The 22,910-nt window shown below is 72.3% G+C and carries 14 protein-coding genes; 5 read left to right on the top strand and 9 right to left on the bottom strand.

Annotation, left to right across the window (positions count from 1 at the left end; all coding sequences use genetic code 11):
• Positions 1-10: 10 nt before the first annotated feature.
• Both treS and Sru02f_RS30735 read right to left on the bottom strand, forming a co-directional pair.
• Positions 11-1,711, bottom strand: coding sequence for a maltose alpha-D-glucosyltransferase (gene treS, locus Sru02f_RS30740; RefSeq protein WP_109033494.1), 1,701 nt, complete (start codon positions 1,709-1,711; stop codon positions 11-13).
• Positions 1,708-3,735, bottom strand: a complete 2,028-nt coding sequence (locus Sru02f_RS30735; protein WP_373103619.1) for an alpha-1,4-glucan--maltose-1-phosphate maltosyltransferase — start codon at positions 3,733-3,735, stop codon at positions 1,708-1,710. The genes treS and Sru02f_RS30735 overlap by 4 nt, the downstream gene beginning before the upstream one ends.
• Before the next feature lie 370 nt (positions 3,736-4,105).
• Here Sru02f_RS30735 and Sru02f_RS30730 point away from each other — a divergent pair, with 370 nt between their 5' ends.
• Positions 4,106-6,724, top strand: a complete 2,619-nt coding sequence (locus Sru02f_RS30730; protein WP_174855228.1) for a glycosyltransferase family 1 protein — start codon at positions 4,106-4,108, stop codon at positions 6,722-6,724.
• Positions 6,725-6,770: 46 nt separating this feature from the next.
• Here Sru02f_RS30730 and Sru02f_RS30725 read toward each other — a convergent pair whose 3' ends face one another.
• The 7 genes from Sru02f_RS30725 to Sru02f_RS30695 form a co-directional block, all read right to left on the bottom strand.
• The gene (locus Sru02f_RS30725; protein ID WP_109036316.1) at positions 6,771-7,280 is read right to left on the bottom strand and encodes a DUF1990 family protein; all 510 of its coding nucleotides are present in this window, start codon (positions 7,278-7,280) and stop codon (positions 6,771-6,773) included.
• Positions 7,281-7,341: 61 nt separating this feature from the next.
• Positions 7,342-8,991 carry a M4 family metallopeptidase gene (locus Sru02f_RS30720; protein ID WP_109036314.1) on the bottom strand — a complete coding sequence of 550 codons (1,650 nt, stop codon included), beginning with the start codon at positions 8,989-8,991 and terminating at the stop codon, positions 7,342-7,344.
• Between the two features lie 326 nt (positions 8,992-9,317).
• Complete coding sequence (locus tag Sru02f_RS30715; protein WP_167469829.1) at positions 9,318-11,369, bottom strand: M4 family metallopeptidase; 2,052 nt, start codon at positions 11,367-11,369, stop codon at positions 9,318-9,320.
• Between the two features lie 294 nt (positions 11,370-11,663).
• Positions 11,664-13,415, bottom strand: a complete 1,752-nt coding sequence (locus tag Sru02f_RS30710) for an ABC transporter ATP-binding protein (RefSeq protein ID WP_109036310.1) — start codon at positions 13,413-13,415, stop codon at positions 11,664-11,666.
• Complete coding sequence (locus tag Sru02f_RS30705) at positions 13,412-15,247, bottom strand: ABC transporter ATP-binding protein (RefSeq protein ID WP_109036308.1); 1,836 nt, start codon at positions 15,245-15,247, stop codon at positions 13,412-13,414. Before Sru02f_RS30705 ends, Sru02f_RS30710 begins: the two co-directional genes overlap by 4 nt.
• Positions 15,244-17,127, bottom strand: a complete 1,884-nt coding sequence (locus Sru02f_RS30700; protein ID WP_109036306.1) for an ABC transporter ATP-binding protein — start codon at positions 17,125-17,127, stop codon at positions 15,244-15,246. The genes Sru02f_RS30705 and Sru02f_RS30700 overlap by 4 nt, the downstream gene beginning before the upstream one ends.
• On the bottom strand, positions 17,124-19,052 hold the full coding sequence (locus Sru02f_RS30695; protein WP_109036304.1) for an ABC transporter ATP-binding protein: 1,929 nt from the start codon (positions 19,050-19,052) through the stop codon (positions 17,124-17,126). The genes Sru02f_RS30700 and Sru02f_RS30695 overlap by 4 nt, the downstream gene beginning before the upstream one ends.
• Positions 19,053-19,245: 193 nt before the next feature.
• Here Sru02f_RS30695 and Sru02f_RS30690 point away from each other — a divergent pair, with 193 nt between their 5' ends.
• The 4 genes from Sru02f_RS30690 (at position 19,246) to Sru02f_RS30675 (ending at position 22,905) form a co-directional block, all read left to right on the top strand.
• Positions 19,246-20,148 carry an ABC transporter ATP-binding protein gene (locus tag Sru02f_RS30690; RefSeq protein WP_167469828.1) on the top strand — a complete coding sequence of 301 codons (903 nt, stop codon included), beginning with the start codon at positions 19,246-19,248 and terminating at the stop codon, positions 20,146-20,148.
• Entirely contained in the window at positions 20,145-20,894 is a 750-nt protein-coding gene (locus Sru02f_RS30685) for an ABC transporter permease (protein WP_109036300.1), read from the top strand. Before Sru02f_RS30690 ends, Sru02f_RS30685 begins: the two co-directional genes overlap by 4 nt.
• Before the next feature lie 63 nt (positions 20,895-20,957).
• Positions 20,958-22,211 (top strand): sensor histidine kinase, encoded by a 1,254-nt coding sequence (locus tag Sru02f_RS30680; protein WP_174855231.1) that lies wholly within the window; start codon positions 20,958-20,960, stop codon positions 22,209-22,211.
• Positions 22,201-22,905 (top strand): response regulator, encoded by a 705-nt coding sequence (locus tag Sru02f_RS30675; RefSeq protein WP_109036296.1) that lies wholly within the window; start codon positions 22,201-22,203, stop codon positions 22,903-22,905. The genes Sru02f_RS30680 and Sru02f_RS30675 overlap by 11 nt, the downstream gene beginning before the upstream one ends.
• The last annotated feature ends 5 nt before the right edge of the window (positions 22,906-22,910 follow it).

Below are 22,910 nucleotides of genomic sequence, written 5' to 3'. Positions count from 1 at the left end.
GTCCTTTCCCTCAGGCGGCGTCCTTGCGCAGGCGGAACCAGTAGAAGCCGTGACCGCCCAGGGTCAGCAGGTACGGCAGGTCACCGACCGCCGGGAAGCGGACCCCGCCGAACAGCTCGACCGGATGGCGTCCGTCGAAGGCGCTGAGGTCCAGCTCCGTCGGCTGCGCGAACCGGGAGAAGTTGTGGACGCACAGCACCAGGTCGTCCTCGTGTTCGCGCAGGAAGGCCAGGACGGCCGGGTTGGATGACGGCAGTTCGGTGTAGGTGCCGAGGCCGAAGGCCGGGTTCTGCTTGCGGATCTCGATCATGCGGCGGGTCCAGTGCAGCAGGGAGGACGGCGAGGCCATGGACGCCTCGACGTTCGTCACCTGGTAACCGTGGACCGGGTCCATGATCGTGGGCAGGAACAGGCGGCCCGGGTCGGACGACGAGAAGCCGGCGTTGCGGTCGGGCGTCCACTGCATGGGCGTGCGCACGGCGTCGCGGTCGCCGAGCCAGATGTTGTCGCCCATGCCGATCTCGTCGCCGTAGTAGAGGATCGGCGAGCCGGGCAGGGAGAGCAGCAGGGCCGTGAACAGCTCGATCTGGTTGCGGTCGTTGTCGAGGAGCGGGGCGAGCCTGCGCCGGATGCCGATGTTGGCGCGCATGCGCGGGTCCTTGGCGTACTCCGCGTACATGTAGTCGCGTTCCTCGTCGGTGACCATCTCCAGGGTCAGCTCGTCGTGGTTGCGCAGGAAGATGCCCCACTGGCAGCCGGACGGGATGGCGGGGGTCTTGGCGAGGATTTCGGAGACCGGGTAGCGGGACTCCCTTCTGACCGCCATGAAGATGCGGGGCATGACGGGGAAGTGGAAGGCCATGTGGCACTCGTCGCCGCCCGCCGCGTAGTCGCCGAAGTAGTCGACCACGTCCTCCGGCCACTGGTTGGCCTCGGCCAGTACCACCGTGTCCGGGTACTGCGCGTCGATCTCCTTGCGCACCCGCTTCAGGAAGTCGTGCGTGCGCGGGAGGTTCTCGCAGTTGGTGCCCTCCTCCTGGTAGAGGTACGGCACCGCGTCCAGCCGGAACCCGTCGATGCCCAGGTCCAGCCAGAACTTCAGCGCGGAGATCATCTCCTCCTGCACGACCGGGTTCTCGTAGTTGAGGTCCGGCTGGTGGGAGAAGAACCGGTGCCAGTAGTACTGCTTGCGCACCGGGTCGTAGGTCCAGTTGGACGCCTCGGTGTCGACGAAGATGATCCGCGCGTCCTGGAACTGCTTGTCGTCGTCGGCCCAGACGTAGTAGTCGCCGTAGGGCCCGTCCGGGTTCCTGCGGGACTCCTGGAACCACGGGTGCTGGTCGCTGGTGTGGTTCATGACGAAGTCGATGATCACGCGCATGCCGCGCTGGTGGGCCGCGTCCACGAACTCCACGAAGTCGGCCAGGTCGCCGAACTCCGGCAGGACGGCGGTGTAGTCGGAGACGTCGTAACCGCCGTCGCGCAGCGGCGACTTGAAGAAGGGCGGGAGCCACAGGCAGTCCACGCCCAGCCATTGCAGGTAGTCCAGCTTGGCGGTCAGGCCCTTGAGGTCACCGATGCCGTCGCCGTTGCTGTCCTGGAAGGAGCGGACGAGGACCTCGTAGAAGACGGCTCGTTTGAACCAGTCCGGGTCCCGGTCCTTGGCGGGGGTGTCCTCGAAGGTGTCCGGCACGGGCTCGTTGACGATCATGTGGTGTGTGACCCTCCGATCTGCGGGTGGGACGGTCGCAGAACCGTGCAGACGTGCGCGGGCGTACGGCCCGGCTCCAGGCGCACATAGTTGGCCCTGCCCCAGTGGTAGGTCTCGCCGGTCAGCTCGTCGCGTACCGGCACCGACTCGTGCCAGTCCAGGCCGAGTTGCGGCATGTCCAACGAGACCGTCGCCTCCTGGGTGTGGCGGGGGTCGAGGTTCACGACCACCAGAACCGTGTTCGACCCCTGCCGCTTCGAGTAGGCGATCACCTCTTCCTTGTCCGTGGGGTGGAAGTGCAGATCACGCAGTTGGCGGAGGGCCGGGTTCTCGCGCCGGATGGTGTTGAGGCGGGTGACGAGGGGGGCGATGGTGGTGCCCTCGCGGGCGGCGCGGGTCCAGTCGCGGGGGGTGAGCTGGTACTTCTCGCTGTCGAGGTATTCCTCGCTGCCCTCGCGCAGGGGGGTGTTCTCGCAGAGTTCGTAGCCGCTGTAGATGCCCCAGGTGGGGGAGAGGGTGGCGGCGAGGACGGCGCGGACCTCGAAGGCGGGGCGGCCGCCGTGCTGGAGGTAGGCGTGCAGGATGTCGGGGGTGTTGGCGAAGAGGTTGGGCCGCATGTAGGAGGCCGCCTCGCCGGACAGTTCCTCCAGGTATTCGGTGAGTTCCTGTTTGGTGTTGCGCCAGGTGAAGTAGGTGTAGGACTGCTGGAAGCCGATCTGGGCGAGGGTGGCCATCATGGCGGGGCGGGTGAAGGCCTCGGCGAGGAAGATGACGTCGGGGTCGGTGGTGTTGATGTCGGCGATGACGCGTTCCCAGAAGGCGACGGGTTTGGTGTGGGGGTTGTCGACGCGGAAGATGCGGACGCCGTGGTCCATCCAGTGCCGCAGGACGCGGACGGTTTCGGTGGTGAGTCCGTCGGGGTCGGCGTCGAAGGCGATGGGGTAGATGTCCTGGTATTTCTTGGGCGGGTTCTCGGCGTGGGCGATGGTGCCGTCGGGGCGGTGGTGGAACCACTCGGGGTGTTTGTGGACCCAGGGGTGGTCGGGGGAGCACTGGAGGGCGAAGTCCAGGGCGATTTCCAGGCCGAGGCGGGTGGCTTCGCTCACGAAGTGGTCGAAGTCGTCGAGGGTGCCCAGGGCGGGGTGGACGGTGTCGTGGCCGCCTTCGGGGGAGCCGATGGCCCAGGGGACGCCGACGTCGTCACGGGTGGCGGAGAGGGTGTTGTTGCGGCCTTTGCGGTGGGTGGTGCCGATGGGGTGGATCGGGGGGAGGTAGACGACGTCGAAGCCCATGGCGGCGATGGCGGGCAGGCGGCGGGCGGCGGTGCGGAAGGTGCCGTGGGGGGTGTCGGGGGTGCCTTCGGAGCGGGGGAAGAACTCGTACCAGGCGCCGTACAGGGCGCGTTCGCGCTCGACGAGCAGGGGGAGGGGGTCGGAGGAGGTGACCAGGTCGCGCAGCGGGTGGCGGGCCAGGACCGCGTCCACCTGAGGCGTCAACGCCGCCGCCAGCCTGGACGCGGCCGGCCTGCTCTCGTCCCGCAGCGCTTCCACGGCGGCCAGCAGTTCACGCCGGTCCTCGCGTCCGGGCACGTCGGCTGCGGCCCGCTCGTACAGCCGGGCGCCCTCCTCCAGGACCAGGTCCGTGTCCATGCCGGCCGGGATCTTGATCCGGGCGTGGTGCCGCCAGGTGGTGACCGGATCGCCCCACGCCTCCACGGTGTACGACCACATCCCGGTCTCGCCCGCGGTGACGGTGGCGCCCCAGCGGTCGCTGCCCGGGGCCAGTTCCCGCATCGGCGTCCAGGGGCCCGGCCGGCCCCGCGGATCTCGCAGGACGACGTTGGCCCCCACCGCGTCGTGCCCTTCCCGGAACACGGTGGCGGAGACCTCGAACGACTCACCGGTGACGGCCTTGGCCGGCCTGCGCCCCCGCTGGACGACCGGACGGACGTCCAGGACGGGGATGCGCCCGACGACCGTGGCGCGCTTCGCGGAGGTGGCTGACGAGTGGTGCGTGGCGGGCATGACCGCTCCTGTCCGCGTCAACTGGGTGGGCGGATGACTGCTGGGGAGGTGGGTCCTGCGAGGTGCGTGCGGGGCGTACCGCAGGAGCCTTCCCACACTCTTCCGGTGGGCAATCCGGCACTTTGTTAACTACTCGCGCGTATGTCGACATCACGACACACCGCGCGATCTGACCGTCGCTTTCCCGGATGCCGCTCCCGCAATCAGCGTTCGTCGCGACATGTGCAGCTTTCCTTGCGGGCCGAAGCGCCACAAGAAGGCCGAGGGGGAAAGATCCGGCCATATCGACACGCCGTGCGCGTCAGTTCCCGTCCGGCGCATCAGGGCGAAGGCCCCAACAAGGGACACATCGCGCGGTAACGTCGTGAGGGTGAAGGCGATCCGTCGACTGACCGTCCGTCCCGTTCTCCCCGACCCCCTCCGGCCGCTCAGTGATCTGGCCCGCAATCTGCGCTGGTCCTGGCACCCGGAGACCCGCGACCTCTTCCAGTCCGTCGATCCCGAGTGCTGGACCGCGTCCGGCCGCGACCCGGTACGGCTGCTCGGCACCGTGCCGCCCGCGCGCCTCGCGGAGCTGGCCGAGGACCGGCGCTTCCTGCGCCGGCTGACTGCGGTGGCCGACGACCTCGACCACTACATGAGCGGCGACCGCTGGTACCAGGCCCAGTCCGGCCGACTCCCCGCCGCCGTGGCCTACTTCTCGCCCGAGTTCGGCATCACCGCCGCCCTGCCCCAGTACTCCGGCGGTCTCGGCATCCTCGCCGGCGACCACCTCAAGGCGGCCAGCGACCTGGGGGTGCCGCTCGTCGGCGTGGGCCTGCTGTACCGGCACGGCTACTTCCGCCAGTCCCTCTCCCGGGACGGCTGGCAGCAGGAGCACTATCCCGTCCTCGACCCCCACGAGTTGCCCCTCGCGCCCCTGAAGGAGCGCGACGGCACCCCGGCGCACGTCGCCCTCGCGCTGCCCGGCGGCCGGGAGCTGCGGGCCCGCGTCTGGCTGGCCCAGGTCGGCCGGGTGCCGCTGCTGCTGCTCGACTCCGACGTCGAGGAGAACGACCCCGGCGAACGCGGCGTCACCGACCGGCTCTACGGCGGCGGCAGTGAGCACCGGCTCCTCCAGGAGATGCTGCTCGGCATAGGAGGTGTCCGGGCGGTACGGACGTACTGCCGGCTCACCGGGCACGCCGCGCCGGAGGTGTTCCACACCAACGAGGGCCACGCCGGCTTCCTCGGCCTTGAGCGCATCGCCGAACTGTGCGACGCGGGGTCGGACTTCGGCTCGGCGCTGGAGGCGGTGCGGGCCGGCACCGTCTTCACCACGCACACCCCGGTCCCGGCCGGCATCGACCGCTTCGACCGCGAGCTGGTCGCCCGCCACTTCGGCCCCGACGCCGAACTCCCGCGCATCGACGTCGAACGCGTCCTCAGGCTCGGCATGGAGACCTACCCGGGCGGCGAGCCGAACCTGTTCAACATGGCCGTGATGGGTCTGCGGCTCGCCCAGCGCGCCAACGGCGTCTCCGTGCTGCACGGCGGGGTCAGCCGGGGCATGTTCGCCGGGCTGTGGCCGGGCTTCGACGCCGACGAGGTGCCGATCACCTCCGTCACCAACGGCGTGCACGCACCGACCTGGGTGGCCCCCGAGGTGTTCCGGCTCGGCGCCCGGCAGATCGGCGTGCAGCGGGCCGAGGACGCGCTGGCCGTCGGCGGTTCGGACCGCTGGGACTCGGTCGCCGACATCCCCGACCAGGACATCTGGGAGCTGCGCCGCACCCTGCGCGCCCAGCTCGTGGAGGAGGTGCGCGAGCGGCTGCGGGCCTCCTGGCGGCAGCGCGGCGCCGGGACGGCCGAGCTGGGCTGGATCGACGACGCCCTCGACCCGGACGTGCTCACCATCGGCTTCGCGCGGCGCGTCCCGTCGTACAAGCGCCTCACGCTGATGCTGCGGGACCGGGAGCGGCTGACGGAGCTGCTGCTGCATCCCGAGCGGCCGATCCAGATCGTCGTCGCGGGCAAGGCGCACCCGGCGGACGACGGCGGCAAGCGGCTGGTGCAGGAGCTGGTGCGGTTCGCGGACGACGCACGGGTGCGGCACCGCATCGTGTTCCTGCCGGACTACGGCATGGCGATGGCGCAGAAGCTCTACCCGGGCTGCGACATCTGGCTGAACAACCCGCTGCGGCCACTGGAGGCCTGCGGCACCTCCGGCATGAAGGCGGCGCTCAACGGCTGCCTCAACCTGTCGGTCCTCGACGGCTGGTGGGACGAGTGGTACCAGCCCGACTTCGGCTGGGCGATCCCCACCGCCGACGGTGTCGGCACCGACCCGGACCGGCGCGACGCCATAGAGGCCGACGCCCTCTACGACCTGCTGGAGCAGCGGATCACCCCGCGCTTCTACGAGCGGGGCGCGAGCGGGCTGCCCGACCGGTGGCTGGAGATGGTGCGCAGGACCCTCAGCCTGCTCGGCCCGAAGGTGCTGGCCGGCCGCATGGTCCGCGAGTACGTCGAGCGGCTCTACACCCCCGCCGCCGAGGCGCACCGCGCGATGGACCCGGACTCCGCGCGGGGGCTCGCCGAGTGGAAGGCGCGGGTGCGGGCGGCCTGGCCCGGGGTGAGCGTCGACCACGTGGAGACCTCCGCCGCGTCCGCCAGTGCCGAACTCGGCACCACGCTCGCGCTGCGGGTGCGGGTGAAGCTCGGCGACCTCGCGCCGGAGGACGTGGAGGTGCAGGCGGTCTCCGGCCGGGTGGACTCCGAGGACCGGATCACCGACGCGGCGAGGACACCGCTGAAACCGGTGGGCGGACCCGACCTGGAGGGCCGCTGGGCCTACGAGGGCCCGCTCGCCCTGGACCGCACCGGCCCCTTCGGCTACACGGTCCGGGTCCTGCCCGCGCACCGGCTGCTGGCGTCCGGAGTGGAGACCGGCCTGGTCGCGGTGCCCTCGGGCGACCTGGTGGAGGCGGCGGGCCTGCTGATGCGGTGACCCCCGGAGCAGCCGGGCGGCGGCGGGCGGTGGCGACGAGGAGGGCTCAGTCCTCCTCGTCGCCACCGCTCAGCCGCCTGAGGACGGTGCCGCAGCGGCGGGCGTAGGCGTGCTGGAAGGCGCGGGCCGCCGGTCCGCCGGCCTTGGCGTACCACTTGGCCGGGCGGCTGAAGGCGTGCACGGTCAGCCAGACCGTCCCGTCACCCGTGCGGTCCACCACGAAGGCCTCCTCGCCGGACTCCGGGTGGCCGGGCAGCGTGCCGTAGGCCCAGCCGGCCCGGCGCGGCTCCTCCAGGGTCCACACCACCCGGCAGGGCGCCTTGATCAGGCCGGCGAGGGTGACGGTGACGTCGACGCCGGGCGCGGCGCGCTCCGCGCCCGCCTCGATGCCGACGCCCATCTCCCGGTGCATCTCCCAGGTGAGCACGGCCTCGACCGCCCGCCGGAACACCGGTTCGCCCTCCCCGAGGCGGGTGCGTACGTGCATGGGGCGGAAGCCGGGCGGGCAGGCGCCCTGCTCGCGGGTGGCGCCGACGTCGTCGTACGTGAAGGACATGGGCACCAAGACTAGGGCGGCACCCGGGAACCACTGGTTCCGGGTGCCGCGGTCGTGTCGGTCAGTTCACGTTGATCGCGGTCCAGGCCGCGCCCACCGTCTTGTACTCCGTGCTGTCGGCGCCGTACAGGTCGGACGCCGCGCTCAGGGTGGCCGTGCGGGCGTCGGCGTAGTCGGTCGTCGACGTCATGTACTCGGTCAGCGCCTTGTACCAGATCTGCAGGGCCTTGTCGCGGCCGATGCCGGTGACCGTGGAGCCGTCGGAGGTCGGGGAGTCGTAGTCCACCCCGTCGACCGTGCGCGCCCCGCTGCCCTCCGACAGCAGGAAGAAGAAGTGGTTGGCCGGACCCGACGAGTAGTGCACGTCGACGCCGCCGAGACCGGAGTCCCAGTAGTCCTTGGACGCGCCGTCCTTGCTGGGCTTGTCCATGTAGCGCAGCGGGGTGCCGTCGCCGTTGATGTCGATGGCCTCGCCGATGAGGTAGTCGCCCTTGTCGGTCGAGCTGTTCGCGAAGTACTCCACGCCGGTGCCGAAGATGTCGCTGGTCGCCTCGTTGAGGCCGCCGGACTCGCCGCTGTACTCGAGGCCCGCGGTGTTGGAGGTGACGCCGTGGCTCATCTCGTGCCCGGCCACGTCCAGGGAGGTCAGCGGGTTGGTGTTGCCCGTGCCGTCGCCGTAGGTCATGCAGAAGCAGCTGTCCGACCAGAAGGCGTTGACGTAGTTGCTGCCGTAGTGGACGCGGGAGTAGGCCGCCTTGCCGTCGTTCTTGATGCCGCTGCGGCCGAAGCTCTCCTTGTAGAAGTCCCAGGTGACCTGGGCGCCGTAGGCGGCGTCGACGGCGGCGGTCTGGTCCTGCGGGTCGCTGGAGGCGGCGCCGGTGCCCCAGGTGTCGTCGGCGTCGGTGAACAGCGTGCCGGTGCCGGAGGTCTTGCGGGCCAGGTTGTACGTCTTGTGGCCGCCGCGCCCGGTGTCGTACAGCTGGTACGACGAGCCCGACTTGGTGGTGCCGAGTTCGACCGTGCCCGAGTAGAGGCTCTTGCCGGAGCCGGTCTGGATGCCCTGGTACTCGTACAGCTTGGCGCCGGTGGCGGCGTCGGTGATGACGTGCAGCTCGTTCGGGGTGCCGTCGTCCTGGAGGCCGCCGACCACGGTCTCGTAGGCGAGCACGGGCTTGCCCTGGGCGGCCCAGACCACCTTGCGGGGCGCGGAGTCGGCCGCGGTCCTCGACGACCCGGCGTCCTTGGCGGCGGACAGCGCCTGCTGCTCGGCCTTGGCCGCCTTCACCTTCGGGGTGACGGTGGCGACCTCGACGGCGGCCTCGGTCGCCTTGGTGACGCCTCTGGTGGCGCCGGACTCGGACTGGTGCACGACGAGGTCGCCGCCGAGGACGGGCAGACCGTCGTAGGTGCGCTCGTAGCGGGTGTGCACGGAGCCGTCGCGGTCCTTCACCACGTCCTTGACGACCAGCTTCTCCTTGGCGCCGAGGCCCATCGCCCGGGCCGTACCGGCCGCGCCGGCCTGCTGCTCCTGTATGAGCGCGCTGCGGGCGCTGCCCGACAGCAGGACGGGCGCGCCCGGGAGTGCCGACGGCGCGGCGCTGTCGGCGGCGGCGTTGCCCGCGGTCAGGCCGGTGGTGAGCATCGCTCCGGCGGCGACCGCGGTGGCGAGGGCCAGAGTGGTGCGCTTGTGGCACGCGAAGAGGGAAGACACACAAGCTCCTTCGGTGGGGGGATCTCCGGACGGCGTGGGGTGTCCGGCCGGTTACTGCGAAGTTGTGCTGTGGGTGACGGAAGACTGACACCGAAGGCGCGTACATGTCAGGAGGGCGCGATGATGTTGGCCGAAAACCGACGGCTGGGTGCCTGTTGCGGGAATGTGAAGGCCGTGTGACCTCGGTCAAGTGGCAACAAGGCCGGCGTAAGTGCTTGGCAAAAACCGGCAGTCGGGGCGGACGTGGAGAGGGCGCCGCCCCGGAGGATTCGAACCTCCGAGGCGACGCCCTGACTTGGGGGTGGTGCGTCCGCGGGCCGGCCGGCCTACGGGAAGGTGAGCCGCCAGCCGTCGATGTAGCCGGTGTCCGCCGGGCCCTGGTCCTGGACACGCAGCTTCCAGGTGCCGTTGGCCGATTCGGAGGAGGCGTTCACCGTGTACGTCTCGTGCACGTCCGCCGCCGGGTCGTAGCCGCTGTTCTTCAGGCGGTACGTCGACCCGTCGGGCGCGACCAGGTCGATCTGGAGGTCACCGCGCCAGCTGTGCACGATGTCCACGCCCACCTGGAGGTTGCTCGGCGCGTTGCCGGTGCGTCCGGAGACCGTGAGGGACGAGGTGACCGCGGAGCCGTAGTCGGGGATGTTCACGTTCGTGCTGCTCTCGAACGTGGTGCCGTCCCCGGGGTCGCCGCCACCGGGCCGGGCGCCGACGTTGATGCCCGCCCACGCGTTCGCCACCGCGGTGTACTCGGCGCTGTCGGTGCCGTACAGCTCACCGGCGGCCGCGAGGGTGCCGGTGCGGGCGCCCGCGTAGTTGGTGGTCGAGGTGAACTTGGTGGTCAGCGCGCGGAACCAGATCTTCTCCGCCTTGGCGCGGCCGATGCCGGTGACCGGGAGGCCGTCCGAGGTGGGCGAGTTGTAGGTGACACCGTTGATGGTCTTGGTGCCGCTGCCCTCGCTCAGCAGGTAGAAGAAGTGGTTGGCCGGGCCGGACGAGTAGTGGACGTCCACCCCGCCGATCCCCGAGTACCAGTAGTCCTTGGACGCGCCGTCCTTGCTCGGCTTGTCCATGTAGCGCAGCGGGGTGCCGTCGCCGTTGATGTCGATCTCCTCGCCGATGAGGTAGTCACCGACGTCGGAGGAGTTGTTGGCGTAGAACTCGACCGCGGTCGCGAAGATGTCGGACGTGGCCTCGTTCAGACCGCCGGACTCGCCGCTGTAGTTGAGCCCCGCGGTGACGGAGGTGACGCCGTGGCTCATCTCGTGCGCGGCCACGTCGATGGACGTCAGCGGGTTGGCGTTGCCGGAGCCGTCGCCGTACGTCATGCAGAAGCAGCTGTCCTGCCAGAAGGCGTTGACGTAGTTGTTGCCGTAGTGGACCCGGGAGTAGGCGCCCACACCGTCGCCGCGGATGCCCGAGCGGCCGTGCACGTTCTTGTAGTAGTCCCAGGTCAGCGCGGCGCCGTAGTGGGCGTCGGCGGCGGCGGTCTCCGCGTTGGAGGCACTGCCGTTGCCCCACACGTCGTCGGAGCCGGAGAAGAGCGTCCCGGTGCCGGAGGTGCCGCGGTTGAGGTTGTACGTCTTGTGGTTGCCGCGGGCCGTGTCGGTCAGCGTGTACGACGAACCCGACTGCGCGGTGCCCAGCGTGACCGTGCCGCTGTAGAGGGTGTTGCCGGTGCCGTTCTCGACGCCCTGGTACTCGTACAGCTTGGCGCCGGTGGCGGCGTCGGTGATGACGTGCAGCTCGTTCGGGGTGCCGTCCTCCTGGAGGCCGCCCACGACCGTCTCGTACGCCAGGACCGGAGTGCCGTTCGCCGCCCAGATCACCTTGCGCGGGGCACGGTTCGCGTCCGGCCGCTCGGCACCGGCGGCCTTCGCGGCCGACACCGCCTGGGACTCCGCCTTGGCGGCGGAGATCTTCGGCGTCACGGTGGCCGGCCTGAGCGCCTTCGCCGTGGCCTTCACGACCTGCTCGGTCTTCCCCGCGTCGGTGGCCACCACGAGGTCGCCGCCGAGGACGGGCAGGCCGTCGTAGGTGCGCTCGTAGCGGGTGTGCAGGGTGCCGTCGCGGTCCTTGGCCACGTCCCGGACGACCAGCTTCTCCTTGGCGCCCAGACCCAGCTCGTCGGCGGTCTTCGCCTTGGCGGCGTCGGCGTCGCGGATCAGCTCGGCGCGCTGGGCCGGGCTGAGCTTGACCAGCTCGTTGCCCTTCGCGGGCGACGGGTCGGGGGCCGCGGTGGCGGTGCCGGACTGGACCGCCGTGGCGATCAGCGCGGCGACACCGGCCAGCGCGACGGCCGCGGCACGACGGTGCGCGGTACGGCGCGAGGTGTGGGAGGTGGTGTGGGAGGTGCGTCTGTGGGGAGTGCTGCTGCTCAACACTGACTCCTTCTGCGTGGCCACGGGTTGCGCGGCCAGGGGAGACCGGTCGGCGGGTGGCCGGCCGGGCGGAACTGTGCGGTACGCAGAAACCTGGTGCTAGGAGCTGGCCGCGGCACAGCGCTCGTGGGGAAGCTGTGGGGGCACTGTGAAGGGGCCGACGGAAGAGTGGCAGGAGAAAGCGCTACTTGTCAGGAGCGCGTCAGTAAGTTGGCTGGAAATGGTTCGTTGACCGGGCGTTCACGTTCGATAAACGGAATCGTTGCTGTCGGGGCCCGGTTACTGTCCGGTCAGTCAGTAACCGGCGGACGGCTCGCCGTGCCAGGAGCCCCACAGGGCCGCGTACGCCCCGCCCGCCGCCACCAGCTCGCCGTGCGTGCCCAGCTCGGTCAGCAGACCGTCCTCCATCACCGCCACCCGGTCGGCGTCGTGCGCGGTGTGCAGGCGGTGTGCGATGGCGATGACCGTACGGCCCTTCAGTACGGCGGCCAGCGCCTGCTCCGTGTGCCGGGCCGTGGTCGGGTCCAGCAGGGCCGTGGCCTCGTCCAGGATCAGGGTGTGCGGGTCGGCCAGCACCACCCGGGCCAGGGCGAGTTGCTGGGCCTGCGAGCCGTCCGTGGAGTGCCCCTTCGCGCCCAGCTCGGCGCCGAGGCCCCCGGGCAGCTCCCGCACCCAGCCCTCGGCGCCCACCGCGGCGAGCGCGGACCACAACTCCTCGTCGGCGGCCGCCGGTTCGGCGATCAGGAGATTGTCGCGGACCGTCCCCAGGAACACGTGGTGCTCCTGGGTGACCAGCACCACCTGACGGCGCAGCCGCTCCGGGCCCAGGGCGACCACGGGCACCCCGCCCACCGTCACCGAACCCTCCGTCGGCGCGTCGACGCCCGCCAGGAGCCGGCTCAGCGTCGTCTTGCCCGCCCCCGACGGCCCGACGACCGCCAGCCGCTCGCCCGGCCGCACGGTGAGGTCCACCCCGCGCAGCACCTCCCCGCCCCGGTCGTAGGCGTACCGCACCCCGGACACGTCGATACGGTCGCCGTCCGGCACCGCCGACTCGTCCGCCGTCGCCCGCGGGGCCCGCGCCAGCCCCTCCACCCGGGCGAACGAGGCGGCACCGGCCTGCAGTTGCTCGACCCGCATCAGCACCTCGTCGAGCGGCCCCGCCAACTGCTGGAGATACACGGCGCAGGACACCACCGCGCCGAGGCTCGCCGACCCGTGCGCGTGCAGCACCCCGCCGAGCAGCAGCACGCCCGCCACGGGAAGGACGTAGGAGATGTCCACCGCCGGGAAGAACACACTGCGCAGGAACAGCGTCCGCAACCGGGTGCGCAGCGAGACCTCCAGCGCCCCGCGGTTGGTCGCGACGCGCCGCTCGGCCAGCCCGAACGCCTCGACCGTGCGGGCCCCCGCCACGGTGGCCGCCAGGCTCTCCGCGACGTCGGAGTTGGCCGCGCCCTCGGCGAGGTAGGCCGCCCGCGCCCGGCGCAGGTACCAGCGCAGCGCGAGCCAGGCCGGTGTCAGCCCCAGCACCCCGACCAGGCCGAGCAGCGGGTCGAGCACGAACACCGCGGCGGTGAGGAACAGCGCCTGCACCGCGTTGACCAGCAGCTCGGGACCGGCGTCGCGCAGCGTCGTGCCGACGGCGGTCACGTCGGCGGTGCCGCGCGTCGTCAGGTCCCCGGACCCCGCCCGTTCCACGACCGACGCGGGCAGCGCCAGCGCCCGTTCCACGTACCGCTCCCGCACCCGGGCGAGCGTCCGCTCCCCGAACCGGTGCCCCACGTACCGCGCCCAGCGGGCCAGCAGCAACTGCGCCAGCGAGCACAGCAGGATGGCGAGGGCCATCCGGTCCACGGCGCCGACCCCGCCCCCGCCGCGGACCTCGTCGACGATCCGGCCCAGCAGCCACGGACCGGCGAGGCCGGCCAGCGCGGCCAGCGCGTTGAGACATAGGACGACCGCGAAGGACCTCCGGTCGGCGCGCACCAGGCCGGCCGCCGCGCGGCGGACGTCGGTGCGCTCGGCGACGGGCAGCTGTGTCATCGGGCCGGTTCCCCTTCCTCTTCCTCGGCGCCCTCGGCGCCCTCGGCGTCCCGTGCGACCAGGGCGCGGTACGCCGGTTCGGAGTCCAGGAGTTCGCGGTGCGTGCCGGTGGCCGCGACCTTGCCGTCGACCAGGTGGTGCACGACGTCCGCGCGGTCGAGGAGCAGGGGTGAGGTGGCGGCGAGGACGGTGGTGCGGCCCCGGCGGGCGTGCTTGAGGCGGTCGGCCACGGTGGCCTCCGTGTGGGCGTCCAGGGCGGAGGTGGGTTCCGCGGCGAGGAGGACTTCGGGGTCGGTCAGGAGGGCGCGGGCGAGGCGGATGCGTTGGCGTTGTCCTCCGGACAGGTCTCGGGCCTGGGCCGCGACCTGGGTCTTCAGGCCGTCGGGGAGAGCGCGGACGATGTCTTCGGCGGAGGCGGCGTGGAGGGCTGCGGTCAGTCGCGCGGTCTCGTCTGCCCCGGGCCGTTGTTTCGCGTCTGCGGATTCGTCGTGGCTTGTCGCGCCCACGCGGCGGAGCCGCAGATCGACACTGCCCGCGCCCCCGCTCGGCATGTCCTGAGCGCCAACTACAGTGCTCAGGGGGCCTGCGAAGAGGTCGGCTTCCGGGTCGGCGACCAGGATGCGCGCCCGTACCTGTGTCAGCGGGATCTCGGTCAGGGGGACGCCTCCCCAGGTCGCGTCCGACGGGGTGTAGCGGCCCAGGCGGTCCAGGATGTCGGTGGCGTCGGACGGGTGGGCCGTGACCAGGGCGGTCAGGCGGCCGGGGGCGATCCGGACGCCCGAGGCCGGGTCGTGGAGCGCCGAGGGTTCCGCGGGGGCGTCCCGGCTGCCTTCGTCCGGGGCCGGTTCCAGGTCCAGGAAGGCGACGACGCGGCGGGCGGCCACCACGCCGCGGCTGAGCTGGTGGCCCATCTCGATGAGGAACGCCACCGGCCAGCCCAGCGCGACGACGTAGCCGTACACCGACACCAGTTCGCCCACACTGATGTGCCCCTGCGCGGCCTGCCGGGCGCCCAGCCAGGTCACCAGGGCCAGGAACAGCATCGGCAGCCCCACCCCGAGGGCCTGGATCCAGCTGGTCACCGCGCCGACCCGGTAGCCCTGCTCGCGCAGCCGGCCCGAGTCCTGCCGGAAGGCGTCCGCGACCAGGCCCTTGCCGCCCAGCCCGTTCAGCACCCGCAGCCCGCCCGCGAGGTCGCCGATCCGCGCGGTCAGCACGGACTGCCGCTCCCGGTACTCCGCCTCCCTGCCCTGAAGCCGTCCCATGAGCGGACCGAGGAGCACCCCGAGCGCCGGGACCCCGAGCAGCACCACCAGGGCCAGCCGGGCCGACACCGACAGCATCAGTCCGCCGACCGCCGCGTAGGCGACGACCGCGCCGACGCCCGGCCCCACGGCCGTCAGGGACGTGCTGATGGTCTGCACGTCGCCCACCCCGATGGTGACGACCTCGCCGGTCCCCACCTGTCCGCGCAGCGCCGCGCCGAGCCGCGTGGCGTGCCCGACGACCACCTTGACCGTGCGGAAGTTGGCGTCCATCCGCACCTTCGTCATCGTGCGGTGCCGCATCATGCCCAGCCACGCGTTGACCCCGCCGACGGCGACCATGGCGCCCGTCCAGCCCGCCAGCGCGCCCATGTCACCGGGCTCCAGGCCCTGGTCGACGGCCCGGGCCATCAGGTACGGCGTCGCCGCCAGCAGCACCATCCAGACACTGGCGAGCACCGCCCCCGCCAGGCACCGGGGCCACTGCCGCCCGACCAGCCAGCCCAGGTACCGCCAGCCGCCCCCGCGACCCGGGGTGCCCGGGTCCTCGTACGCGTCGATCCTCACGCCAGACTGTCCCGCCAGGCCCGGTGCAGATCCGCGAACCGGCCCGTACCGGCGATGAGTTCGTCCGGCGCGCCGTCCTCGACGATCCGGCCGTGCTCCATCACCAGCACCCGGTCGGCGATCTCCACGGTGGAGAGCCGGTGCGCGATCACGACCGCCGTACGGCCCTTCAGCACCGTCGTCATCGCCCGCTGCACCGCCCGTTCCCCGGGGATGTCCAGCGAACTGGTCGCCTCGTCCAGGATCAGCACCGCCGGGTCGGCGAGCAGCGCCCGCGCGAAGGCCACGAGCTGCCGCTGACCGGCGGAGATACGGCCGCCCCGCTTGCGCACGTCGGTGTCGTAGCCGTCCGGCAGCGCGGCGATGAAGTCGTGGGCGCCGATCGCCTTCGCGGCCCGCTCGATCTCCTCCCGCGTAGCCTCCGGACGGCCGATGGCGATGTTGTCGGCGACCGTGCCGGAGAACAGGAACGCCTCCTGCGTCACCATCACCACCCCGCGCCGCAGTTCGGGCACGGCCAGGTCGCGCAGGTCGGTGCCGTCCAGCAGGACCCGCCCGGCGGAGGGGTCGTAGAACCGGGCGAGCAGCTTGGCCAGCGTCGACTTGCCGGCGCCGGTCGAGCCCACGACGGCGACCGTCTGACCGGCCGGGAGCGTCAGTTCGAAGCGCGGCAGGACCTCACCGCCGGTGCGGTAGCCGAAGCTCACCGAGTCGAAGACGACCTCGCGGCCGGGGTGCTCCGACTCCAACGGCGGCAGCTCCTTCGGCGCGGTCGGCTCCGGCACCGACGGCGTCTGGGCCAGCAGCCCGGCGATCTTCTCCAGCGAGGCGGCCGCCGACTGGTACGAGTTCAGGAACATGCCCAGCCGGTCGATCGGGTCGTACAGGCGGCGCAGGTACAGCACCGCCGCCGCCAGCACACCGAGCGCCAGCGTGCCGTCCGCGACCCGGTAGGCGCCCCACAGCACGATCCCCGCGACGGCCGTGTTCGCCACCAGGCGGGAACCCACCACGTAACGGGCCATCTCCAGCAGCGCGTCGCCGTTGGTCCGTTCGTGGCGGTGGTTCAGCACCGCGAAGTCGGCGTCGTTGACGGCCTCCCGGCGGAAGGCGCGCACCGGCCGGATGCCGTTCATCGTCTCCACGAACTTCACGATCACCGCCGCGATCGCCGTGGACCGCTGCCGGTACACCCGCCCCGCGCGCCGCTGGTAGAGCCGCACCAGCGCGTACAGCGGCACGAACGACGCCACCGCCACGGCGCCGAGGCCCAGGTCCAGCCAGAGCAGCAGCGCGGCGATGTAGACGAAGGACAGGATGACCGTCACCAGCTCCTGGAGCCCCTCGTCGAGCAGTTCGCGCAGGGACTCCACGTCCGTGGTGGAGCGCGAGATGAGGCGGCCCGAGGTGTAGCGCTCGTGGAAGTCGACGCTCAGCGCCTGTGCGTGCCGGAAGATGCGCCCGCGCAGGTCGAGCAGCACGTCCTGGCTGACGCGGGCCGCCGCCGCGACGAAGGCGTACTGGAGACCGCCCGCCGCCAGCGAGCACAGCAGGTAGCCGGCGCCCACCGCGATCAGCGGACCGTGGTCGTCGTCCCGCAGGGCCGGCACGGCGTGGTCGATGGCGTACGCCACCAGCAGCGGCCCCGCCTGCACGGCCGCCTGCTGGAGCAGCAGCAGGAGGACGGTGACGGCGACCCGGGCCTTCATGGGCATCAGCAGGGAGCGCAGCAGGGCGCCGGTCGCACCCGGCGGGCTGGGCAGGACGTCCTCGTCGAAGGCGTCGGCGGCGGCGGTGTCGGTCCTCTTCTCGGCCGGGTCCCCGGGCTCGGGGCCCTCCGGCTGTTCCCGGTCCGGCGCGGTGGCCGTGGGCGCGGTCATCGGCCGTCTCCTTCCTGGGGTCCCTCGTCGCTCTCGTGCCCGTCGGGCCCGGACATCAGATGGGCGTACTCGGGGCTGGTGCGCAGCAGTTCGTGATGGGTACCGACGGCGGCGATGCGGCCCTCGGACAGCAGGGCGACGCGGTCGGCGAGCAGGACGGTGGAGGGGCGGTGGGCCACGATCAGCGCGGTGGTGTCCGCGAGGACCCGCCGCAGGGCGGCCTCGACGGCGGCCTCCGTGTGCACGTCCAGCGCGGACAGCGGGTCGTCCAGGACCAGGAACCTCGGTCTGCCCACCACGGCGCGCGCGAGCGCGAGGCGCTGACGCTGGCCGCCGGAGAGGCTGAGTCCCTGCTCACCGACCTGGGTGCCGGTGCCCTGGGGCAGCGCGTGCGCGAAGTCGGCCTGCGCGACGGCGAGCGCGCGGTCCAGCGCCTCGTCGTCGGCGCCCTCACCCGCACCCATCAGCACGTTCTCCCCGACGGTGGCCGAGAAGAGGGTGGGCTCCTCGAAGGCCACGGCGACCATCGAGCGCAGCTCCTCGCGGGACAGGGCGGTGATGTCCTCGCCGTCCAGCGTGATCCGACCCCCGGTCACCTCGTGCAGGCGCGGGACGAGCGCGGTCAGCGTCGTCTTGCCACTGCCGGTGGCACCGACCAGGGCCATGGACTCGCCGGGGCGGATGTGCAGGTCGACGTCCGTCAGGAGGGGCGGGGAGTCGGGGGCGGCGTCGGGATAACGGAACAGGACGTGCTCGAACCGGAGGCCGTCGGCCCCCGCCGCTGCGGGCAGTCGTGCCTCCCCCAGTGCCTGAACGGCCTGGGAGGCACCCCCCAACGCCGGGCCGCGCTCCCCACCCCGCGGCACCGACGCAGGGCCACCAGCACCCCCCGGAGACTCGACTTCCGCGTCCATCACCTCGAAGTAGCGGTCCGTGGCCGTCGCCGCCTCCTGACTCATCGCCAGCAGGAAGCCGATGGACTCCACCGGCCACCGCAGCGCCAGCGCCGTGGACAGGAACGCCACCAGCGTCCCCGCCGACAGCGCCCCGTCCGCCACCTGGACCGCCCCGACCACCAGCGCCGCCCCGATCGCCACCTCGGGCAGCGTCACGATGACCGCCCAGATGGCCGCGAGCAGCCGCGCCTTGCGCAGCTCGGTGCCCCGCAGGGTGTGCGACAGCTCGTGGAAGGCGCGGGCCTGGCTGCGGTGCCGGCCGAAGCCCTTGATGATCCGGATGCCGAGCACGCTCTCCTCGACCACGGTCGTCAGATCCCCGACCTGGTCCTGCGCGCGCCGCGCCACCGCGGAGTACTTCTTCTCGAAGATCCCGCAGGTGATCATCACCGGGATGGCGGGGCCCAGGATGACCAGCCCGAGCGTCCAGTCCTGGACCAGCATGATGCCCACGCCGACCAGGATCGTCACGCCGTTGACCAGCAGGAACGTCAGCGGGAAGGCGAGGAACATGCGGAGCAGCATCAGATCGGTCGTCCCGCGTGACAGCAACTGCCCCGAGGCCCAGCGGTCGTGGAAGGCCACCGGCAGGCGCTGCAGACGCCGGTAGAGATCCGCCCGCATGCCCGCCTCGACACCCGCCAGCGGCCTGGCCACCAGCCACCGCCGCAGACCGAACAGCAGCGCCTCCGCCAGCCCGAGGAGCAGCAGGTACAGCGCCCCGAGCCACACGCCCGCCGGATCACCGTCGGCCACCGGCCCGTCCACCATCCACTTCAGGACCAGCGGGATCACCAGCCCCACGCAGGAGGCGAGGATCGCTATCACCGCGGCCGCGCCCAACCGCGCGCGCACCGGTCGTACATAGGGCCACAGCCGCAGCAGGGCACGTACGGTGGAACGCTTCTCGGCGGCGTCCGGGGCGGCGTCCGGGGCGAGATCCGTGGCGGGGGCAGGTTTCGTGGGCATCAGCAGCGAGCCTACGGTTTGCCACTGACACTGCCCACCGAGTTTTCGGGCCCGACCGGGGTCGTACGGAAGCCTCGCCGGGGTCGTGCGGGAGCCCCGCGGGGGTCGTACCGGCGCATCAACCGATCGGCTGATGCGCCTTCGAGCGCGTCGGCCGATGTGCCGGACCCCGGTCCGCCGGGACGCTGGTGCCATGCCCGTCATCGAAGTCACCGACCTGCGCAAGTCCTACGGCGGCCGCCCCGTCGTCGACGGTGTGTCCTTCACCGTCGAGGAGGGTGAGATCTTCGGCGTCCTCGGCCCCAACGGCGCCGGCAAGACCACCACCGTCGAGTGCGTCGAGGGACTGCGCGTCCCCGACGCCGGCCGGGTCCGGGTCACCGGGCTCGACCCCGTCGCCGACCACCGGCGGGTCGCCGAGGTCCTCGGCGCCCAGCTCCAGCAGAGCGAACTCCAGCCCAAACTCACCGTCCGCGAGGCCCTGGAGCTGTACGCCGCCTTCTACCCGAAGCCCGCCGACTGGCGCCCGCTCGCCGAGCGGCTCGACCTCGTCCCGATGCTGGACACCCGGTTCGCCAAGCTCTCCGGCGGTCAGAAGCAGCGCCTGTTCATCGCGCTGGCCCTGGTCGGCGACCCGCGCGTCGTCGTCCTGGACGAGCTGACCACCGGTCTCGACCCGCGCGCCCGCCGGGAGACCTGGCAGCTCATCGAGGACATCCGCGCTGGCGGCGTCACCGTCCTGCTGGTCACGCACTTCATGGAGGAGGCCCAGCGGCTGTGCGACCGGATCGCGGTGATCGACCGGGGCCGTATCGCCGCGCTGGACACCCCTGCCGGACTGATCCGGCGCTCGACCGGCGCCACCGTCATCAGCTTCACCCCGTCCGCGCCGCTGGACGAGGCGGACCTGCGCGCGCTGCCGGAGCTGGCCTCCGCCGAGTTCAGGGACGGCCGCGTCACCCTGTCCGGCACGGACGAGACGGTCAACGCCGTCATCACCCTGCTCGCCCGCACCCGCGTCACCGCGCACCAGCTCCGGGTCACCGACACCACGCTGGACGACGCCTTCCTGGACCTGACGGAGGCCACCGCATGACCACCGACGTCTTCGACACCGCCGTACTGAGGACCGAGCTGCGCCTGTTCCGGCGCGAACCCGGCGCCCTGTTCTGGATGCTGGTGTTCCCGACCCTGCTGCTGGCGATCCTCGGTTCCATCCCGTCCTTCCGCGAGGCCGACCCCTCCTTCGGCGGACTGCGCCCGGTCGACGCCTACGTGCCGGTGGCCGTGCTGCTCGGCCTGACCGTCGGCGGCCTCCAGGGCATGCCGCAGGTCCTCACCGGCTACCGCGAGCGGGGCATCCTGCGCCGGATGTCCGCCACCCCCGTGCGCCCGGCGGCGCTGCTGTCCGCACAGATGGTGGTGTGCGGCGGAGCCGCCCTGGTCTCGGCGCTGCTCGCGCTCGCCGTCGGACGGCTCGCCTTCGACGTGAGCCTGCCCGAGCAGCCCCTCGGCTACCTCCTGGCGCTGCTGCTCGCCGTGCCGGCCGCGCTCTCCCTGGGCGCCGTGCTCTCGGCGCTCTCCCGCACCACGAAGATCGCCGGTGCGATCGGGTCGGCCGCGCTGTTCCCGGCGATGTTCTGCGCGGGCGTGTGGCTGCCGGTCCAGGCCATGCCGGACCTGCTGGCCCGGATCGTGGGCTGGACCCCGTTCGGCGCGGCCGCCCAGGCCCTCAACGAGGCCGCGGCGGGCGACTGGCCGGACTGGTCCCACCTGGCGGTCCTGGTGGGCTGGACGGTGCTGCTCACCGCGGCGGCCGCGCGCTGGTTCCGCTGGGAGTGACCGGAGTGACCGCGGTGAGGGGGAGTGGGCGAGGAAGGCGGCCGCGTGTCCGACAATGACGCCATGACGCGGACGGCGGCGGTCGACGAGCGGTGGGCGGCGTTCCACCGCTGGGGCCCGTACGCGCTGCTGGCCGTCGGGACGCTGGTCGCCTGGTCGGCCGCCGACGCCATCGGCATGACGACCGGCGAGCGGCGGGCGAGCGGCGCACTGATCGGTGCGGCCGTCGTGCTGCAACTGTGGTGGAACCGGGCGGCGCGCACCCGCCCCGAGCCGTCCCGGGCCGGCACCTGCTACTACGCCGTCCGCTGGGCCATCGGCTTCGCCCTCACCTGGCTGAACCCGCTGTTCGCCTTCTACGCGGTCGTCGGCTACTTCGGCGCCCAGTACCTGCTGCCCCGCAGGCTGTGCCGGGCCGGACTGTTCGCCACCGCCGTCACCCTCGCGGGTTCGCAGTCCGGCGGGCTGCCGCCGAACGGGGTCATGGGCTGGGTGCTCTTCGGCGCGATCCTCACCGTCAACAGCATGCTGGTGGCCCTCTTCGCGCACTTCGCCGCGCTGGAGGAGGCCCGCAGCCGCGCCCGCGTCGAGACCATCGCCGAACTGGAGCGCACCAACGCCGCCCTCCAGCAGGCCCTCGACGAGAACGCCGCCCTGCACGCCCAGCTCCTGGTGCAGGCCCGCGAGGCCGGGGTCGCCGACGAGCGCAGGCGGCTGGCCGCCGAGATCCACGACACCCTGGCCCAGGGCCTGACCGGCATCATCGCCCAGCTCCAGGTCGTGGCGGCCGCCCCGGAACCGGCGCTGGGCCGGGAGCACCTGGACCGGGCCCTCGCCCTGGCCCGGCACAGCCTGGGCGAGGCCCGCCGCTCCGTGCACAACCTCTCGCCGGTCGCGCTGGCCGACGACGGACTGCCGGACGCGCTGAAGAAGACGGTGACGGAGTGGGGCGGACGCACCGGCGTCCAGGCCCGGTTCACCGTCACCGGCACCGCCGAGCACCTCCACGACGAGGTCGCCGCCACGCTGCTGCGCATCGCCCAGGAGGCCCTGTCCAACACGGCACGGCACGCGGCCGCCGACCGGGTGGGCGTCACCCTCTCCTACATGGGCGACGAGGTCACCCTCGACATCCGCGACGACGGCCGGGGCTTCGACCCGCTGACCGCGCGGGAGCGCACCCCCGGCGGCGGTTTCGGTCTCGACGGCATGCGGGCCCGCGCCGAGCGCATCGCCGGTTCGCTCACCGTCGAGGCGGAACCGGGGCACGGCACCGCCGTCTCGGCTCGCGTACCGTTGGTCCGCCATGACCGATGACGAAGTGACCGCCGCCGCGGTGGCCGACGACCCCGTGACGGATGACGCCGTGACCGATGACGCCGTGATCTCCCTGCTCGTCGTCGACGACCACCCCGTGGTCCGCGACGGCCTGCGCGGCATGTTCGAGTCGGCGCCCGGCTTCCGCGTCCTCGGCGAGGCTGCGGGCGGCGCCGAGGCGGTGGAACGGGCCGCCGCGCTCGACCCCGACGTGATCCTCATGGACCTGCGGATGCCGGGCGGTTCGGGCGTGGACGCCATCCGGGAGCTGACGAGGCGCGGCGCCCGCGCGAGGGTGCTCGTGCTCACCACGTACGACACCGACTCCGACACCCTGCCCGCGATCGAGGCCGGCGCGACCGGCTACCTCCTCAAGGACGCGCCCCGCGACGACCTGTTCACCGCGGTCCGCGCGGCGGCCCAGGGCCGCACGGTGCTGTCCCCGGCGGTCGCCTCCCGCCTGGTCTCCGCCGTCCGCGCCCCGAAGACCCCCGGTGCCGAGCCCCTCTCCGCCCGGGAGCGCGAGGTGCTCGCCCTGGTGGCGCGCGGCACCTCCAACAAGGAGATCGCCCGGGAGCTGTTCATCAGCGAGGCGACCGTGAAGACCCACCTCACCCACCTCTACGCCAAGCTGGGCGTCAACGACCGGGCGGCGGCCGTCGCGACGGCGTACGACCGGGGCATCCTCGGCTGAAGGGC

Origin of the sequence: Streptomyces rubrogriseus (assembly GCF_027947575.1) — a bacterium.
Taxonomy (GTDB): domain Bacteria; phylum Actinomycetota; class Actinomycetes; order Streptomycetales; family Streptomycetaceae; genus Streptomyces; species Streptomyces rubrogriseus.
This window is presented reverse-complemented; position numbering and strand designations above follow the sequence as displayed.

What these genes read in the sequence shown, in the direction of transcription:
- treS (WP_109033494.1), bottom strand. Translation starts at nt 1,711, where the DNA reads ATGATCGTCAACGAGCCCGTGCCGGACACCTTCGAGGACACCCCCGCC.
- Sru02f_RS30735 (WP_373103619.1), bottom strand. Translation starts at nt 3,735, where the DNA reads ATGCCCGCCACGCACCACTCGTCAGCCACCTCCGCGAAGCGCGCCACG.
- Sru02f_RS30725 (WP_109036316.1), bottom strand. Translation starts at nt 7,280, where the DNA reads ATGTCCTTCACGTACGACGACGTCGGCGCCACCCGCGAGCAGGGCGCC.
- Sru02f_RS30710 (WP_109036310.1), bottom strand. Translation starts at nt 13,415, where the DNA reads ATGACACAGCTGCCCGTCGCCGAGCGCACCGACGTCCGCCGCGCGGCG.
- Sru02f_RS30700 (WP_109036306.1), bottom strand. Translation starts at nt 17,127, where the DNA reads ATGACCGCGCCCACGGCCACCGCGCCGGACCGGGAACAGCCGGAGGGC.
- Sru02f_RS30695 (WP_109036304.1), bottom strand. Translation starts at nt 19,052, where the DNA reads ATGCCCACGAAACCTGCCCCCGCCACGGATCTCGCCCCGGACGCCGCC.
- Sru02f_RS30690 (WP_167469828.1), top strand. Translation starts at nt 19,246, where the DNA reads ATGCCCGTCATCGAAGTCACCGACCTGCGCAAGTCCTACGGCGGCCGC.
- Sru02f_RS30685 (WP_109036300.1), top strand. Translation starts at nt 20,145, where the DNA reads ATGACCACCGACGTCTTCGACACCGCCGTACTGAGGACCGAGCTGCGC.
- Sru02f_RS30680 (WP_174855231.1), top strand. Translation starts at nt 20,958, where the DNA reads ATGACGCGGACGGCGGCGGTCGACGAGCGGTGGGCGGCGTTCCACCGC.
- Sru02f_RS30675 (WP_109036296.1), top strand. Translation starts at nt 22,201, where the DNA reads ATGACCGATGACGAAGTGACCGCCGCCGCGGTGGCCGACGACCCCGTG.